This is a genomic window from Streptomyces dangxiongensis (genome assembly GCF_003675325.1).
Classification (GTDB): Bacteria; Actinomycetota; Actinomycetes; order Streptomycetales; family Streptomycetaceae; genus Streptomyces; species Streptomyces dangxiongensis.
Window position 1 is genome coordinate 3,014,297 of sequence record NZ_CP033073.1, and the last position, 16,792, is coordinate 3,031,088.

At 73.0% G+C, this 16,792-nt stretch carries 16 protein-coding genes; 11 read left to right on the plus strand and 5 right to left on the minus strand.

All coding sequences use genetic code 11. The features are described 5' to 3' along the window. Positions 1–37: 37 nt before the first annotated feature. Positions 38–934, minus strand: a complete 897-nt coding sequence (locus tag D9753_RS13275) for a DeoR/GlpR family DNA-binding transcription regulator (protein WP_240468132.1) — start codon at positions 932–934, stop codon at positions 38–40. A gap of 203 nt (positions 935–1,137) precedes the next feature. After that, positions 1,138–2,586 carry an NAD(P)H-quinone dehydrogenase gene (locus tag D9753_RS13280; RefSeq protein ID WP_121787222.1) on the minus strand — a complete coding sequence of 483 codons (1,449 nt, stop codon included), beginning with the start codon at positions 2,584–2,586 and terminating at the stop codon, positions 1,138–1,140. A 96-nt stretch (positions 2,587–2,682) separates the two neighbouring features. Between D9753_RS13280 and D9753_RS13285 the strand changes: the two genes are divergently transcribed. The 3 genes from D9753_RS13285 to D9753_RS13295 all read left to right on the plus strand — a co-directional run bounded on the left by D9753_RS13285 (position 2,683) and on the right by D9753_RS13295 (position 6,012). Next, positions 2,683–3,120 (plus strand): gamma-glutamylcyclotransferase, encoded by a 438-nt coding sequence (locus tag D9753_RS13285; RefSeq protein WP_121791048.1) that lies wholly within the window; start codon positions 2,683–2,685, stop codon positions 3,118–3,120. Positions 3,121–3,278: 158 nt separating this feature from the next. After that, positions 3,279–4,103, plus strand: coding sequence for a purine-nucleoside phosphorylase (locus tag D9753_RS13290; RefSeq protein WP_121787223.1), 825 nt, complete (start codon positions 3,279–3,281; stop codon positions 4,101–4,103). 262 nt (positions 4,104–4,365) lie between these two features. Continuing rightward, positions 4,366–6,012 carry a phospho-sugar mutase gene (locus D9753_RS13295; RefSeq protein WP_121787224.1) on the plus strand — a complete coding sequence of 549 codons (1,647 nt, stop codon included), beginning with the start codon at positions 4,366–4,368 and terminating at the stop codon, positions 6,010–6,012. Positions 6,013–6,285: 273 nt separating this feature from the next. Here D9753_RS13295 and D9753_RS13300 read toward each other — a convergent pair whose 3' ends face one another. Then, complete coding sequence (locus D9753_RS13300; protein WP_121787225.1) at positions 6,286–6,996, minus strand: PH domain-containing protein; 711 nt, start codon at positions 6,994–6,996, stop codon at positions 6,286–6,288. Positions 6,997–7,153: 157 nt separating this feature from the next. Here D9753_RS13300 and deoC point away from each other — a divergent pair, with 157 nt between their 5' ends. Genes deoC through D9753_RS13315 form a run of 3 tightly spaced genes read left to right on the plus strand, consistent with a single transcriptional unit; the run spans position 7,154 to position 10,483 of the window. Beyond that, positions 7,154–8,143: a deoxyribose-phosphate aldolase gene (gene deoC, locus D9753_RS13305; protein ID WP_121791049.1), complete on the plus strand. Its 990-nt coding sequence runs from the start codon at positions 7,154–7,156 to the stop codon at positions 8,141–8,143. 5 nt (positions 8,144–8,148) lie between these two features. Beyond that, complete coding sequence (locus D9753_RS13310; protein ID WP_121787226.1) at positions 8,149–9,600, plus strand: aldehyde dehydrogenase family protein; 1,452 nt, start codon at positions 8,149–8,151, stop codon at positions 9,598–9,600. Further along, positions 9,593–10,483, plus strand: a complete 891-nt coding sequence (locus D9753_RS13315) for an aldehyde dehydrogenase family protein (protein WP_121787227.1) — start codon at positions 9,593–9,595, stop codon at positions 10,481–10,483. Before D9753_RS13310 ends, D9753_RS13315 begins: the two co-directional genes overlap by 8 nt. A gap of 129 nt (positions 10,484–10,612) precedes the next feature. Here the strand turns inward: D9753_RS13315 and D9753_RS13320 are convergent, their stop codons facing one another. Beyond that, positions 10,613–11,014: a hypothetical protein gene (locus tag D9753_RS13320; RefSeq protein WP_121787228.1), complete on the minus strand. Its 402-nt coding sequence runs from the start codon at positions 11,012–11,014 to the stop codon at positions 10,613–10,615. Positions 11,015–11,174: 160 nt separating this feature from the next. Between D9753_RS13320 and D9753_RS13325 the strand changes: the two genes are divergently transcribed. Beyond that, complete coding sequence (locus D9753_RS13325; protein ID WP_121787229.1) at positions 11,175–11,777, plus strand: uridine kinase family protein; 603 nt, start codon at positions 11,175–11,177, stop codon at positions 11,775–11,777. Positions 11,778–11,928: 151 nt separating this feature from the next. On the opposite strand, the gene D9753_RS13330 is transcribed toward D9753_RS13325, so the two are convergent. Beyond that, positions 11,929–12,723 carry a SigE family RNA polymerase sigma factor gene (locus D9753_RS13330; RefSeq protein WP_121791050.1) on the minus strand — a complete coding sequence of 265 codons (795 nt, stop codon included), beginning with the start codon at positions 12,721–12,723 and terminating at the stop codon, positions 11,929–11,931. A gap of 240 nt (positions 12,724–12,963) precedes the next feature. Between D9753_RS13330 and afsQ1 the strand changes: the two genes are divergently transcribed. The 4 genes from afsQ1 to D9753_RS13350 all read left to right on the plus strand — a co-directional run bounded on the left by afsQ1 (position 12,964) and on the right by D9753_RS13350 (position 16,703). Then, positions 12,964–13,641, plus strand: coding sequence for a two-component system response regulator AfsQ1 (gene afsQ1, locus D9753_RS13335; RefSeq protein ID WP_030830243.1), 678 nt, complete (start codon positions 12,964–12,966; stop codon positions 13,639–13,641). After that, positions 13,638–15,221, plus strand: coding sequence for a sensor histidine kinase (locus tag D9753_RS13340; protein WP_163010695.1), 1,584 nt, complete (start codon positions 13,638–13,640; stop codon positions 15,219–15,221). The genes afsQ1 and D9753_RS13340 overlap by 4 nt, the downstream gene beginning before the upstream one ends. Continuing rightward, on the plus strand, positions 15,218–15,820 hold the full coding sequence (locus tag D9753_RS13345; RefSeq protein ID WP_121787230.1) for a hypothetical protein: 603 nt from the start codon (positions 15,218–15,220) through the stop codon (positions 15,818–15,820). Before D9753_RS13340 ends, D9753_RS13345 begins: the two co-directional genes overlap by 4 nt. A 319-nt stretch (positions 15,821–16,139) precedes the next feature. Further along, positions 16,140–16,703 carry a VanZ family protein gene (locus D9753_RS13350; protein WP_121787231.1) on the plus strand — a complete coding sequence of 188 codons (564 nt, stop codon included), beginning with the start codon at positions 16,140–16,142 and terminating at the stop codon, positions 16,701–16,703. Positions 16,704–16,792: the final 89 nt, after the last annotated feature.

Here is a 16,792-nt window from a genome sequence, read left to right on the forward strand (position 1 = left end):
GGAGGCGGTGTGCCGCGGCCGGCGAGGCGTACGGCGGCTACCGGCGGCGCAGGTCGGCCACCCGACCCCGGTCGGACCCGGCCGACTGCTCCCCGAGCCCCGCGGAGCGGAGCGGCACGTGCCCCCTTCTGGGCCCCGGCAGGGGAGCGCGCCGCGCCGCGGGCCCTGGTTCACCCCCCGAGTTCCCGTTCGCCCCCGTCACGGCGATCTGCACCCCCTGGTCGGCGAGCGCCTGCAACTCCGTGGCGGCGCGGTCGTCGTGCGGCGGCGGCTCGTCGGTGACCAGGCGGGTGATGAGGTCCGTCGGCACGGTCTGGAACATGGTGTCCGTGCCGAGCTTGGTGTGGTCGGCGAGGACCACGACCTCCGCGGCGGCCTGCACGAGTGCCCGGTCGACGGAGGCCGAGAGCATGTTGGACGTGGACAGCCCGCGCTCGGCGGTGAGCCCGCTCCCGGACAGGAAGGCCCGGGACACGCGCAGCCCCTGGAGGGACTGCTCGGCGCCGGAGCCGACGAGGGCGTAGTTGGAGCCGCGCAGGGTGCCGCCGGTCATCACGACCTCCACCCGGTTGGCGTGGGCGAGGGCCTGGGCCACCAGCAGGGAGTTGGTGACGACGGTCAGTCCGGGCACCCGCGCGAGCCGGCGGGCCAGCTCCTGCGTGGTGGTACCCGCGCCGACCACGATGGCCTCGCCCTCTTCGACGAGGCCCGCGGCGAGGTCGGCGATGGCCGTCTTCTCGGCGGTCGCGAGATGGGATTTCTGCGGAAAGCCGGACTCTCGCGTGAACCCGCCCGGCAGTACCGCACCGCCGTGCCGGCGGTCGAGGAGTCCTTCTGCCTCCAGTGCGCGCACGTCCCGCCGTACGGTCACTTCGGAGGTCTGGACGACGCGGGCGAGTTCACGGAGCGACACGGCACCGTTCGCTCGCACCATTTCGAGGATCAATTGGCGACGTTCAGCAGCGAACACGAAACTGACAGTAACCCCAGCGACCGTCTGGTTTCAGCAGTATGCGCCGAATAACAGAAGTTGTTCGCATGGTGGGGGCGGAGGTGATATAGGGCCTATCCGCCCCGACTATGCCGTACGCACACGCCACGACTCTTCGTGACCGGCGGGCCGCCGGATCCGGCCGGTCAGGCCTCGGCGCCCGCCTTGCGCGTGTGGAGCTGCCGGGCGACCTCCGCGATCGACCCCGAGAGCGAGGGGTACACCGTGAAGGCCTTCGCGATCTGCTCGACCGTCAGATTGTTGTCGACGGCGATCGAGATGGGGTGGATGAGTTCCGAGGCGCGCGGCGCGACGACCACACCGCCGACGACGATGCCCGTGCCCGGCCGGCAGAGGATCTTCACGAAGCCGTCCCGGATGCCCTGCATCTTCGCGCGCGGGTTGCGCAGGAGGGGCAGCTTCACGACCCGGGCGTCGATCTTGCCCGCGTCGACGTCCGACTGCGTGTAGCCGACGGTGGCGATCTCGGGGTCGGTGAAGACGTTGGAGGAGACCGTCTTCAGGTTCAGCGGGGTCACCGCGTCGCCGAGGAAGTGGTACATGGCGATGCGTCCCTGCATGGCGGCGACGGACGCGAGGGCGAACACACCCGTCACGTCACCGGCCGCGTAGACACCGGGAGCGGTCGTCCTGGACACCTTGTCGGTCCAGATGTGCCCCGACTCGCGCAGCTTGACGCCGGCCTCCTCCAGGCCCAGCCCCGCGCTGTTCGGGACGGCGCCGACGGCCATCAGGCAGTGGGAGCCGGTGATGACCCGGCCGTCGGCCAGCGTCACCTCGACCCGGTCGCCGACGCGCTTGGCGGACTGCGCGCGGGAGCGGGCCATGACGTTCATGCCGCGGCGCCGGAAGACGTCCTCCAGGACGACGGCGGCGTCCGGGTCCTCCCCGGGCAGCACCCGGTCCCGGGACGACACCAGGGTGACCTTCGACCCGAGGGCCTGGTAGGCGCCCGCGAACTCGGCACCGGTCACACCGGAACCGACCACGATCAGCTCTTCCGGCAGCTCGGTGAGGTCGTAGACCTGCGTCCAGTTCAGGATGCGCTCGCCGTCGGGCTGCGCGTCCGGCAGCTCGCGCGGGTGACCGCCGGTGGCGATGAGGACGGCGTCGGCGTCGAGGGTCTCCTCGCTGCCGTCGGCGGTGCTGACGACGACCTTGCGGGACCCGTCGAGGGCCTGCATGCCGTCCAGCCGGCCCCGTCCGCGCATGACCCGGGCGCCGGCGCGGGTGACGGAGGCGGTGATGTCGTGGGACTGGGCGAGCGCGAGGCGTTTCACCCGGCGGTTGACCTTGCCCAGGTCCACACCGACCACCCGGGCCGCCTGCTCCAGGGGCGGGGTGTCGTCGGCGACGATGATGCCCAGCTCCTCGTAGGAGGAGTCGAAGGTGGTCATCACCTCGGCCGTTGCGATTAGGGTCTTCGACGGCACGCAGTCGGTCAGCACCGACGCCCCGCCCAGACCGTCGCAGTCGACGACGGTCACCTCCGCGCCGAGCTGGGCGGCCACCAGGGCCGCCTCGTATCCGCCGGGTCCGCCACCGATGATCACGATCCGAGTCACGTACCCCATTGTCCCGCACGCTTCAAGGTGCTACTGCCCGGGGGCGTCACAGGCGCACTCCCGGGTCGCGGGAGGCGTGCGGTGCGGCTGCCGTACCCTCTGTCCATGGCGCTCTATGCCGCGTACGCCGGCAACCTCGACGCGCGGCTGATGTCCCGCCGCGCCCCGCACTCCCCGCTGCGCGCCACCGGCTGGCTGAACGGCTGGCGGCTGACCTTCGGCGGCGAGCAGCTCGGCTGGGAGGGCGCGCTGGCGACGATCGTCGAGGACCCGCTGGCGCAGGTCTTCGTCGGCCTGTACGACCTCGCGCCCATGGACGAGGAGTCGCTCGACCGGTGGGAGGGCGTCGGCCTCGGGATCTACCGGCGCGTACGCGTGCGCGCGCACACCCTGGACGGCGAGGAACCGTCGTGGGCGTACGTCCTCGACGGATACGAGGGCGGTCTGCCCTCCGCCCGCTACCTCGGCGAGATCGCCGACGCCGCGGAGTCGGCGGGCGCTCCGCACGACTACGTGATGGAGCTGCGCAAGCGCCCCTGCTGAGCCGGCCCCCGCAGGACCGGCGCCTGTCCTGTTCAGCGGTTTTGCGCCGTCTTCCGCCGCTTTCGCCCGCCCTTCGTGGAAAACGACAAGACAACGAAGCGATTCCCGTGGGGTCTGTCATCTACGCGCGTAGGCGAAGACCGGTTACTCTCGACGGCGTGAACGCATCTCTCCTTCCGGACGACATCCAGGGCGACCCCTACGCCGCCGCCGACGCCGCCGCCGCGCGCCTGCGCGCGCTGACCGGTGCCGAGACCCACGACGTCGCCCTCGTGATGGGCTCCGGCTGGGCTCCGGCCGTCGACGCCCTGGGCGCCCCCGACGCCGAGTTCCAGGTCACCGAGCTGCCCGGCTTCCCGCCGCCGGCCGTCGAGGGGCACGGCGGCAAGGTCCGCTCGTACACCTTCGGTGCCAAGCGGGCCCTGGTCTTCCTGGGCCGCACCCACTACTACGAGGGCCGTGGCGTCGCCGCCGTCGCCCACGGGGTGCGTACCGCCGTCGCCGCCGGCTGCAAGACCATCGTGCTCACCAACGGCTGCGGCGGTCTGCGCGAGGGCATGCGCCCCGGCCAGCCCGTGCTGATCAGCGACCACATCAACCTGACGGCGACCTCCCCGATCGTCGGCGCGAACTTCGTCGACCTGACGGACCTCTACTCGCCCCGCCTGCGCGCCCTGTGCAAGGAGATCGACCCCACGCTGGAGGAGGGCGTCTACGCCCAGTTCCCCGGCCCGCACTACGAGACCCCGGCCGAGATCCGCATGGCCCGCGTCATCGGCGCGGACCTGGTGGGCATGTCCACGGTCCTGGAGGCCATCGCCGCCCGCGAGGCCGGCGCCGAGGTCCTGGGCATCTCCCTGGTCACCAACCTCGCCGCGGGCATGACCGGCGAGCCCCTCAACCACGAGGAGGTCCTCCAGGCCGGCCGCGACTCGGCCGCCCGGATGGGCCAGCTACTGGGCCAGGTACTGGGCCGCATCTGAGCTGCGGCGCGGTACTCGCGTCGCGTTCAGGAGACGCGGCTGCCGCGTCCTGCGTCGAGCGGGAGGCGGCTGCCGCGCTCTGCGTCGCGCGGGGCGCGGCAGGCGCGTCCTGCGTCGAGCGGGGCGTCGGGTACCGCCGGTGGCCGGGGGGCCGCTCGGTCGTTTTTCAGCCGACCGAGTCGGGTCGTGGGTGGGCAAGGACGGGGGTCCGGGGGCGCAGCCCCCAGCGGACCAGGCAAACACAGGAGAGGTTGATCCCAAGGTGCACGACGATCTCATCGCCCGGGCCAAGGCATGGCTGGCCGAGGACCCCGACGCGGAGACCCGTGAGGAACTCGCCGAGCTGATCGACGCCGGGGACGTGCCCGAGCTGTCGGCCCGCTTCTCCGGCACGCTCCAGTTCGGCACCGCCGGCCTGCGCGGCGAACTCGGCGCCGGCCCCATGCGCATGAACCGCGGCGTCGTCATCCGCGCCGCCGCGGGCCTCGCCGCGTACCTGAAGAAGAACGGGACCCCCCACGGGGACGAGGGCGCCGGGCTCGTCGTCATCGGCTACGACGCCCGCCACAAGTCCGCCGACTTCGCCCGCGACACCGCCGCCGTGATGACCGGCGCCGGCCTGCGCGCGGCCGTACTCCCGCGCCCCCTGCCCACGCCCGTGCTGGCGTTCGCCATACGGCACCTCGGCGCGGTCGCGGGCGTGGAGGTCACCGCCAGCCACAACCCGCCCCGGGACAACGGCTACAAGGTGTACCTCGGCGACGGCTCCCAGATCGTCCCGCCCGCCGACGCGGAGATCGCCGCCGAGATCGACGCGATCGCCTCCCTGCACGACGTACCGCGCCCGGAGTCCGGCTGGGAGACCCTGGACGACGCGGTCCTGGACGCCTATCTGGCCCGTACGGACGCCGTCCTGGGCGCCGGCTCCCCGCGTACCGCCCGCACGGTGTACACGGCGATGCACGGCGTCGGCAGGGACGTCCTGCTGGCCGCCTTCGCCCGCGCCGGCTTCCCCGAGCCGGTGCTGGTCGCCGAGCAGGCCGACCCGGACCCGGACTTCCCGACGGTCGCGTTCCCGAACCCGGAGGAGCCGGGCGCGATGGACCTGGCGTTCGCGCGGGCCCGGGCCACCGACCCGGACCTGGTCATCGCCAACGACCCGGACGCGGACCGCTGCGCGGTGGCCGTGAAGGACGGCGGCGACTGGCGCATGCTGCGCGGTGACGAGGTCGGCGCCCTGCTCGCCGCCCACCTGGTCCGCCGCGGCGCGCGGGGCACCTTCGCCGAGTCGATCGTCTCCTCCTCCCTCCTCGGCCGGATCGCCGGCAAGGCGGGGCTGCCGTACGAGGAGACGCTGACCGGCTTCAAGTGGATCGCCCGTGTCGACGGCCTGCGCTACGGCTACGAGGAGGCCCTCGGCTACTGCGTGGACCCGGAGGGCGTGCGCGACAAGGACGGCATCACCGCCGCGCTGGCGATCACCGAGCTGGCGTCCGTGCTCAAGGAGGAGGGCCGTACGCTGCTCGACCTCCTCGACGACCTGGCCGTCGAGCACGGCCTGCACGCCACCGACCAGCTTTCGGTCCGCGTCCAGGACCTCTCCCTCATCGCCGACGCGATGCGCCGCCTGCGCGAGCAGCCGCCGGCGGAGCTGGCCGGTCTGCCGGTCACCCTGGCCGAGGACCTCAGCCGGGGCACGGACCGGCTGCCGCCCACCGACGGCCTGCGCTACACCCTCACCGGCGCCCGTGTCATCGTCCGTCCCAGCGGCACGGAACCGAAGCTGAAGTGCTACCTGGAGGTCGTCGTACCGGTAGCGGACCACGCCGGCCTGCCGGCCGCCCGGGCCCGCGCGGCCGAGCTGCTGGACGCCGTCAGGCGGGACCTGTCGGCGGCTGCCGGCATCTGACGCCCGGACCGCCCGCCGGTGTGCCCCGAGGGCCCCGGCGGGCACTCGCCCGGCCAGTCCCGCACCCGGCCACCCGCCCATCCGGCAACCCGGCGGCCGAACACCCCGTCACCCGGCCACCCGCCCATCCGGCAACCCGGCGGCTGGACACCCCGTCACCTGACCATCCGGCCACTGGGTCACCCAGCCGTCTGACCATCCGGCCATCCGGCCACCCGGCCACCCGGCCATCCGGTCACCCGGCGACCCCGGCCTGCCCCCCCGTAGGCCGCCTCAGCCCACAGCCAGCAGGATCGCCAGCAGTACGGCCCCCGCCACCGCGGGTGCGGCCACCTCGTACGCCCAGCGGACCGTCGGCTCGCCCTGGGCCTGGTCGGCCTCGCAGCGCCGGTCCCTCACTTCCCTCAGATGGTCCATGATCTGGTCGCTCTGCGCCCGGCCCGGCCCGGTCTCGCCGCCGCGCAGGCCGAACCCGCCGAAGCCGAAGCCGCTCGGTGCGAGCCCGCCGCCCCCGGCGCCGAAGCCGCCCGGCGTGACGCCGCGCGCCGCGTCGGCCGCCGCCCGCTGCTGCCGGCGGGCCGCCTTCTTGCGGGCCCGCAGGGAGACGGGTACGGCCCATAGCTGGTACTTGGCGCCGGACCTGGCGACGACCTCGTTGGTGAAGCCGGAGCGCAGGGCGGTGACCTCGCCCCAGGGCAGGGTGATCACGCGGAAGGGGTTGCGGACCCGCAGCCGGTCCTCGTTGGCGAAGACCGCCGGGCGCAGCGTGAAGGCGATCAGCAGCGGCAGGATCAGGATCATCGCGGCCAGCGCCAGCCAGGGGGTGCGGCCGTGGCCCTTGAACAGGGCGTCGAAACCCAGCCACAGCACGACCACGAGCAGCAGCGCACCGCCGGTGAGCGCCAGGGGCGAGCGGTAGACCCGGTCCTTGACGACGGGTGCCGGCGGCTGTGCCGCGGGGGACGGGTGGTCGGGGGTGGTCATGGCCCCGATTCTGCCCGACACCGCAGGCGGCGCGGCCACCGCCCGGCAACCGGCGCCCATCCGTGATGTGTGCGACGGTGCCGGGCGGTGGTAGGGAGCCCGGACGGGAGCGGGGGTGTACAGCCGCTACGCGCGTAGATATGCTCGTCTGGTGACCATGCCCAGTACTGCACCCACCGCACAGTCGCCCACTGCCGAACGCGTGGGCGGTAGCTCTCTCGCTGACGTCACCGCGTCCGACAGCACGCTGCGCCGCTTCCTGCACGGGCTGCCCGGCGTGGACGCGGTCGGCCTGGAGGCACGCGCCGCGTCTCTCGGCACCCGTTCGATCAAGGCCGCCTCGAAGGCGTACGCCATCGACCTCGCCATCTCGATGGTCGACCTGACGACGCTGGAAGGCGCGGACACCCCGGGCAAGGTCCGGGCGCTCGGCGCCAAGGCGGTCCACCCCGACCCCACGGACCGGACGGCCCCCACCACGGCCGCGGTCTGCGTCTATCCCGACATGGTGGCCGTCGCCAAGGAGGCCGTCGCCGGTTCCGGCGTGAAGGTCGCCTCGGTGGCCACCGCCTTCCCGGCGGGCCGCGCCGCGCTCGACGTGAAGCTGGCCGACGTGCGGGACGCCGTCGCCGCCGGTGCCGACGAGATCGACATGGTCATCGACCGGGGCGCGTTCCTCGCGGGCCGGTATCTGAAGGTGTACGACGAGATCGTCGCCGTGAAGCAGGTCTGCGGGACGGACGCCCGGCTGAAGGTGATCTTCGAGACCGGCGAGCTGTCCACGTACGACAACATCCGCCGCGCCTCCTGGCTCGGCATGCTCGCGGGTGCGGACTTCATCAAGACCTCCACGGGCAAGGTCGCGGTCAACGCCACGCCCGCCAACACGCTGCTGATGCTGGAGGCCGTGCGGGACTTCCGTGCCCAGACCGGCGTCCAGGTCGGTGTGAAGCCGGCCGGCGGCATCCGCACCTCCAAGGACGCCGTCAAGTTCCTCGTCCTCGTCAACGAGACGGCCGGCGAGGACTGGCTGGACAACCACTGGTTCCGCTTCGGCGCCTCCTCCCTCCTGAACGACCTGCTGATGCAGCGGCAGAAGCTGGCCACCGGCCGTTACTCCGGCCCCGACTACGTAACGGTGGACTGATCACCATGACCATCGAGAAGCGGTCCGCCGCATTCGAGTACGCACCGGCGCCCGAGTCCCGCTCCGTCGTCGACATCGCCCCCTCCTACGGCCTGTTCATCGACGGCGAGTTCGTGGAGGCGGCCGACGGCAAGGTGTTCAAGAGCATCTCGCCGGCCACCGAGGAGGTGCTGTCCGAGGTCGCCCGGGCCGGTGCCGAGGACGTCGACCGTGCCGTCCGGGCCGCCCGCGCGGCGTTCGGGAAGTGGTCGGCGCTGCCGGGCTCCGAGCGCGCCAAGTACCTGTTCCGCATCGCCCGCATCATCCAGGAGCGCAGCCGCGAGCTGGCGGTCCTGGAGACGCTGGACAACGGCAAGCCGATCAGGGAGACCCGCGACGCGGACCTCCCGCTGGTCGCCGCGCACTTCTTCTACTACGCGGGCTGGGCCGACAAGCTGGAGCACGCCGGGTTCGGTGCCGCTCCGCAGCCGCTGGGCGTGGCCGGCCAGGTCATCCCGTGGAACTTCCCGCTGCTGATGCTGGCGTGGAAGATCGCCCCGGCACTCGCGACCGGCAACACGGTCGTCCTGAAGCCGGCGGAGACCACCCCCCTCTCCGCTCTCTTCTTCGCGGACATCTGCCGCCAGGCGGGCCTGCCCAAGGGCGTCGTGAACATCCTTCCGGGCTACGGCGACGCGGGCGCCGCGCTCGTCGCGCACCCGGACGTGAACAAGGTCGCCTTCACCGGTTCGACGGCGGTCGGCAAGGAGATCGCGCGGACCGTCGCCGGCACGCGGAAGAAGCTCACCCTCGAACTGGGCGGCAAGGGCGCCAACATCGTCTTCGACGACGCCCCGCTCGACCAGGCCGTCGAGGGCATCGTGAACGGCATCTTCTTCAACCAGGGCCAGGTGTGCTGCGCGGGCTCCCGCCTGCTCGTGCAGGAGTCGGTCCAGGACGAGCTGCTGGACTCCCTCAAGCGCCGCCTGTCCACGCTCCGCCTCGGCGACCCGCTGGACAAGAACACCGACATCGGCGCGATCAACTCCGCCGAGCAGCTCGCGCGGATCACCACCCTGACCGAGCAGGGCGAGGCGGAGGGCGCCACACGCTGGTCCCCGGCCTGCGAACTGCCGTCGGCCGGTTACTGGTTCGCGCCGACGCTCTTCACCAACGTCACCCAGGCGCACACCGTCGCGCGTGACGAGATCTTCGGCCCGGTGCTGTCGGTGCTCACCTTCCGCACCCCCGACGAGGCGGTCGCCAAGGCGAACAACACGCAGTACGGCCTGTCGGCGGGCATCTGGTCCGAGAAGGGCTCCCGGATCCTGGCCGTCGCCGGCAAGCTGCGCGCCGGTGTCGTCTGGTCCAACACGTTCAACAAGTTCGACCCTGCCTCGCCGTTCGGCGGCTACAAGGAGTCGGGCTTCGGCCGCGAGGGCGGCCGTCACGGCCTGGAGGCGTACCTCGATGTCTGATCACAACCGTCTGAGCGTCTTCAAGACCTACAAGCTGTACGTCGGCGGGAAGTTCCCGCGTTCCGAGAGCGGCCGGGTGTACGAGGTGACGGACTCGAAGGGCAAGTGGCTGGCCAACGCTCCGCAGTCCTCCCGCAAGGACGCCCGTGACGCGGTCGTGGCCGCGCGCAAGGCGTTCGGCGGCTGGTCCGGCGCGACGGCGTACAACCGCGGCCAGGTCCTGTACCGCGTGGCGGAGATGCTGGAGGGCCGCAGGGGGCAGTTCGTCCGCGAGGTCGCCGACGCGGAGGGCCTGTCGAAGTCGGCGGCCGCCGAGCAGGTGGAGGCCACGATCGACCGCTGGGTCTGGTACGCCGGCTGGACCGACAAGATCGCCCAGGTGCTCGGGGGCGCCAACCCGGTCGCGGGCCCTTACTTCAACCTCTCCTCCCCCGAGCCGACGGGCGTGGTCGCCGTGGTGGCCCCGCAGGAGTCGTCGTTCCTCGGTCTGGTGTCGGTGCTGGCGCCGGTGATCGCCACCGGCAACACGGCGGTCGTGGTGGCCTCCGAGAAGGCCCCGCTGCCCGCGCTGTCCCTGGCCGAGGTGCTGGCCACCTCCGACGTCCCGGGCGGTGTGGTCAACATCCTGTCCGGTCGTACGGCGGAGATCGCCGCGCCGCTGGCCGCGCACCAGGACGTCAACGCGATCGACCTCGCGGGTGCCGACGGGGAGCTGGCGAAGGAGCTGGAGATCGCGGCGGCGGACAACCTCAAGCGGGTGCTCCGTCCACAGCCTGTGGACCACTCCCGCACGCCGGGGACCGACCGCATGGCCGCCTTCCTGGAGACCAAGACCGTCTGGCACCCGACGGGATCGCTGGGCGCGTCCGGTTCGTCGTACTGACGTACGTGGAGTGACGGGGCGCTGGGACGCGACGGGACGCGGCCGGGAAACCGCGGGCGTCCCGTCCGGCCGGCCGCAGGCCGGCCCCGGCGGGCCGTACGGTTCCCCGCGCCGCTTCCGAGGGCGCCCTCAGCGGCCCAGCGCGCTCAGCGCCCCGCCCACCACCGGCACGCTGCCGATCGACGGGGCCTGGGCCAGAGGGCCCGTCAGGGCCTTTGACGAGACGGGCCGGAAGTCCGCGACCTGGGTTTCCACGCCGTTGTCCAGCGGGTCGACGCCGGTGCCCGCGAGCGGGTTGGGCTTGACGCCGGCGACCGGACCGGTGACCGGGCCGAGGATGCCGGTCGCGGCGCGCGTGCCCGCCTGCGGGTCGACGTTGCCGAGATCCACGGGGCGGTGGGTGGGACCCGCGGCCGGGATCGAGTCGGCGGACGCCGTCGCCGCCCCCGCGCCCAGGGCCGCTCCGGCGGTCGCCAGGGCGATCAGGGCGCGCTGCGCGACGGAATGCGGGTGGGAGGTGTGTCGGGCCATCTCTGGTGCCACCTTCTGGTGCGCAGGGTAAGGCTGTCGACACGTAGGGTAGTTGAGGTGCGTCTCACGCTCAAAAGCCGACCCGCGGGGTCGGCACGGCGCTCCCCATGCGTCAAACTGGTCTTCCGTGAGCATTCATCCTCCGGCCCCCGCCCGTGTCGTGCTGCTCTGCGGCCCCTCGGGCTCGGGCAAGTCACTCGTCGCCGCCCGCTCCGGGCTCCCCGTCCTGCGCCTGGACGACTTCTACAAGGAGGGTGACGACCCGACTCTGCCACTGGTGGCGGGGAGTTCCGACATCGACTGGGACCACCCGGGCTCCTGGGACGCGGACGTCGCCGTCGAGGCCATCGCCCGGCTGTGCGCCACGAGGTCGACGCCGGTGCCGGTGTACGACCTCTCGCTGAGCGCCCGTACCGGCGAGGAGACCCTGAGCATCGGCGGCACCCCGCTGTTCATCGCGGAGGGCGTGTTCGCCGCGGAGATCGTGGAGCACTGCCGGGAACGGGGCGTGCTCGCGGACGCCCTGTGCCTGACCCGGGGCCCGTTCACCACCTTCCGCCGCCGCTTCCTGCGCGACCTCAGGGAGGGCCGCAAGTCGGTGCCGTTCCTGCTGCGCCGCGGCTGGCGGCTGATGCGCGCGGAACGTTCGATCGTCACCCGCCAGGTGTCCCTGGGCGCGCACCCCTGTGACCGGGACGAGGCGCTCGGCCGGCTCGCGGCAGCGGCGACGGGCGGGCAGGCGCGGCAGCGGACGGCGGCGTGACGCCCGCCCGCTCCTGACGCACGGAAGAGCGGGACCGGTCGGACCCCCCTGGCCCACCGGTCCCGCTCCTGTTTCTCCCCCGTGTCACCCCCCGTGGGCCCACCCCCCAGTGGTCCCCGGTGCTCCCCCGTCGTCCTCGTCGCCCCTGTGCTCAGGCGACCAGTTCGCCGAAGGCGCTCTCCTCGTCACGGCCGAAGCTGAGGACCTCGTCCTCGCGCAGCCGGCGCAGCGACCGCCAGATGCTGGACTTGACCGTGCCGACACTGATGCCGAGTATCTCCGCGATCTCCGGGTCGGTGCGGCCCTCGTAGTAGCGCAGGACCAGCATGGTGCGCTGGAGTTCGGGCAGCCGGGCCAGCGCCTGCCAGAGGACCGCGCGCAGCTCGGTGCCGCGCATCGCGTCCGTCTCGCCGGGCGTCTCCGGCAGTTCCTCGGTCGGGTACTCGTTGAGCTTGCGGCGCCGCCAGGCGCTGATGTGCAGGTTGGTCATGGTGCGGCGGAGGTATCCGCCGACGGCCGCCTTGTCGCTGATCCGTTCCCACGCCCGGTACGTCGAGAACAGCGCGCTCTGGAGCAGGTCCTCGGCCTCGAAGCGGTCCCCGGTCAGGTGGTAGGCGGTGGCGTACAGGGAGGCGCGGCGCTCCTGGACGTAGGCGGTGAACGCCGCTTCGGCGTCCACGTCCTGCGTCGCCGGGCGACGCTCCCCCGGATCCTCCCCGTACGCGGCTCCCCCGTGCGCCTCCCCCGTGTGCGCGTCAACCACCGTCATGAACCCGGTGTGCTGACGCCCGGTGCCGCCGCGGGCGCATCCCCGCCCTCCCCCGAGCTCACGGTTCCGCTCGAGCAGGGAGGTGCCCGTGCCGGCACCGGCCTTCTCCGGTCCCCGGTGCACGTCGTGCAGACGCGTGACCACTGCGCTGGTGCTCATGCCGTGCAGCGTGTTCATCTCGCGCTCCCCGTGGTGGACTTCCGGTGACTCGGTCGTACCGGGCTGGTTGCGGCCGACGGCCTTGCCCGTGACCAAAAGACTGCCGGGGGACCTTCATGGCCGTGTCCGCCGACTGTCACAGACCTGTCACAGGGGCCGTGTCCACAGCGGTTACAGCGTGCGCACGGGTGGTGGCGACAGCGAGGAAGGGGCGCCGACGGGTCGTACGACACCCCGTCCATGGGCCAGAATGAGCCCGTGCCTTCCCTGTTGCTGATCGAGGACGACGACGCCATCCGTACGGCCCTGGAGCTGTCCCTGACGCGCCAGGGACACCGGGTGGCCACCGCTGCCAGCGGCGAGGACGGTCTGAAGCTGCTGCGTGAGCAGCGCCCGGACCTGATCGTGCTGGACGTGATGCTGCCCGGCATCGACGGGTTCGAGGTGTGCCGGCGCATCCGGCGCACCGACCAACTGCCGATCATCCTGCTCACGGCGCGCAACGACGACATCGACGTGGTGGTCGGGCTGGAGTCCGGCGCCGACGACTACGTCGTCAAGCCGGTGCAGGGGCGGGTGCTGGATGCCCGGATCCGGGCCGTGCTGCGGCGCGGGGAACGCGAGTCCAGCGACTCGGCGACGTTCGGCAGTCTCGTCATCGACCGGTCGGCGATGACCGTCACGAAGAACGGCGAGGACCTCCAGCTCACCCCGACCGAGCTGCGGCTGCTGCTGGAGCTGAGCCGGCGGCCCGGTCAGGCGCTGTCCCGGCAGCAGCTCCTGCGGCTGGTGTGGGAGCACGACTACCTGGGCGACTCGCGCCTGGTGGACGCGTGCGTGCAGCGGCTGCGGGCCAAGGTCGAGGACGTGCCGTCGTCCCCGACGCTGATCCGCACCGTCCGCGGTGTCGGCTACCGCCTGGACGCGCCTCAGTGACCGACACGCACGGGGGGCTGCGCGGCTGGGCCGCGGGGCGCAGGGGAAGTCTGTCCCGGCTGAGGTTCACCAGCCTGCGGCTGCGGCTGGTGCTGGTCTTCGGCCTGGTCGCGCTCACGGCCGCGGTGTCGGCGTCGGGCATCGCCTACTGGCTCAACCGGGAGGCCGTCCTCACCCGCGCCCAGGACGCGGTGCTGCGCGACTTCCGGCAGGAGATGCAGAACCGGGCCGGCGCGCTGCCCGAACACCCGACGCAGGACCAGCTCCAGCGGGCGGCCGGCCAGATGGGGGCCAGCAGCCAGCGCTTCAGCGTGCTCCTGGTCGCCGGGGACGCCGGTGGCAAGAAGGTGTACGGCACCTCGGGCGGCATCAACGGCTTCGCGCTGGAGGACGTACCCGCGTCGCTGCGCGCGGCCGTGAGCAGGCGCCAGCCGGTGACCGACACCAACAAGGAGCCCTACCACCTGTACTGGCAGCGGGTCGTGGACCACGGCACGCCGTATCTGGTGGCCGGTACGCGCGTCATCGGCGGCGGCACCACCGGCTACATGGCGAAGTCCCTGGAACCCGAGGCCAAGGACCTCAACTCGCTGGCCTGGTCGCTGGGCATCGCCACCGGACTCGCGCTGATCGGCGCCGCGCTGCTCGCGCAGGCCGCCGCGACGACCGTGCTCAAGCCGGTGCACCGGCTCGGCGTGGCCGCGGGGCGGCTCGGGGAGGGCAGGCTGGACACACGGCTCCAGGTGTCCGGCACCGACGAACTCGCCGACCTGGCCCGGACGTTCAACAAGGCCGCCGAGGCGCTGGAGAAACGCGTCGCGGAGATGGCCGCACGGGACGACGCCTCCCGGCGGTTCGTCGCCGACATGAGCCACGAACTGCGGACCCCGCTCACCGCCATCACCGCCGTCACGGAGGTCCTGGAGGAGGAGCTGGAGTCGGAGGCCGGGGGCATCGACCCGATGGTCGAGCCCGCCGTCCGGCTGGTGGTCAGCGAGACCCGGCGGCTGAACGACCTGGTCGAGAACCTGATGGAGGTCACCCGCTTCGACGCGGGCACCGCCCGGCTGGTCCTGGACGACGTCGACCTCGCCGACCAGATCACCGCCTGCATCGACGCCCGCGCCTGGCTCGACGCGGTCGAACTGGACGCCGAGCGCGGCCTGCACGCCCGCATCGACCCGCGCCGCCTGGACGTCATCCTCGCCAACCTGATCGGCAACGCCCTCAAACACGGCGGCTCGCCGGTGCGGGTGTCGGTGCGGAAGGCGGACGACGCGGTCGAGATCCAGGTCCGCGACCACGGGCCCGGTATCCCGGAGGACGTCCTGCCGCACGTCTTCGACCGCTTCTACAAGGCGAGCGCCTCCCGGCCGCGCTCCGAGGGCAGCGGACTGGGCCTGTCCATCGCCCTGGAGAACGCCCACATCCACGGCGGCGGGATCACCGCGGCCAACTCCCCCGAGGGCGGCGCCGTGTTCACGCTGCACCTGCCGCAGGACCGGCTGACCGAGGAGGACGGCGAGGGCGCCGAGGGCACCGGGACCGGCACGGACCACACGGGAACGGAGGGGTCATGACCGTACGACGCCTGCTGGCGCTGCCCCTCCTGGGCGCGCTGCTCACCGGCTGCGGCATCCGGGCCACGGAGGTGCCGACCGACTTCGGGGCGGCACCGTCCGGGGTGCAGTGCTCGCTGGCCGGGCCCGACCTGTCCACGCAGTCCTCGCACGGGGTGCCGGTGCAGGTCTTCCTGCTGTGCGGGGCGTCCCTGGTGGCCGTCGACCGGACCGTACGGGTGCCCGACGGCACCCCGGACGCCCGGCGCCGGGTGATGGTCGCACAGGGGCTGCTGGACCAACTGGCCGCGTCACCGTCGGCCGCGGAACGCTCCGCCGGCTACACGACACGGGTACCGGGCGGCCTCGGCGTGAGCGGGCCCGGCCCGAAGGACCCCGACGACGCGCTCCGCCTGAGCACGGCACCGTCGCGGCTCACCTCCTACGCGGTGGCCCAACTGGTGTGCACCCTGTCCGACTCGGCGGCGACGGAGGGCGACGGCTCGGTCATCCTGGGCGGCCCGGACGGGGGCCGGCTGCGCCGCTACGAGTGCACGGACGACGTCCGCCACCACCCCGGCGCGTCCCAGCCCCCGTCCACCCCGATCACGGACCACTGACGCCCCGGCCGGCACCCGGCGGGGGCCGGCCGTCCGTAGCGGCCGGGCACGGGCACGGGCACCGGTCCGTGACGGGCCGAGCGGCGGCCCCGGGGTCCGTGGACGGCCGGGCACGGGCACCGGTCCGTGGCGGGTCGGCCGGGGGCCGGCGGGGGTCCGTGGTGGCTCGGCATCCGCCGGGGGCCGGTGGTGCGCGACCGGAGCCACGACGCCGACCCGGACGGGTCACAGCCCGCGGCCGGGGGCGGGATCCGGCCTGTCCGCGTCGGGATGTTTCCGTCGCGGAACCAACCGGCCCCGGCCCGGCGTCTAGGGGGTCGTGCAGCGTCAAGGCTCCATCGGCGGCAGCGCCGCGATCCGCATCCGTGTGACGGGAGGTGTCCTCCTCGTCGCACACCTCGCCCTCGTCGCCTGGCTGATGCTGCGCCCCCTGGACGTCCCCTGGGTGATGCCCCCGAACCTGCGCCCGCTGGCCGGCATCCGTGCCGACCTCGCGCTGGGCTGGCCGCGGGCCGTACGACCGCTCGGAGAGGGCCTCGCGCTGCTGGCCCCGCTGGGCGTGCTGCTGCCGATGGCGCACGGCAGGCTGACCGCGTCCCCGTCGGCGTCCCTGGTCCGTACGGCCGCGACGGGCACCCTGGTCTCCCTCGGCATCGCCCTGCTCCAGACGGGAGTGCCGGGCCGGGTCGTCGACGTCGACTCGCTGCTGCTGAACACGGCGGGGGTCGCCCTGGCCCATCTGGCCGTCGTACCGGCGGCCCGCGCCTGGCTGCGGCGGCGCGACGGGCGGGAGCCGGGTGCGGCCGGGTCGTCGGTCACCGTCCAGGAGGAGCTGTCTCAGGGGCGTACCCCGACGATTCCCAGGGTCGGGATCGCCCCGTAGAGCGACGCTTCGTCCCCTTGGTCTGCGTACCGTGGAAGACAGCGGGGGACGCCATCCGGGCGGCCCCGCCCCCGGCCCGGTGACGGACC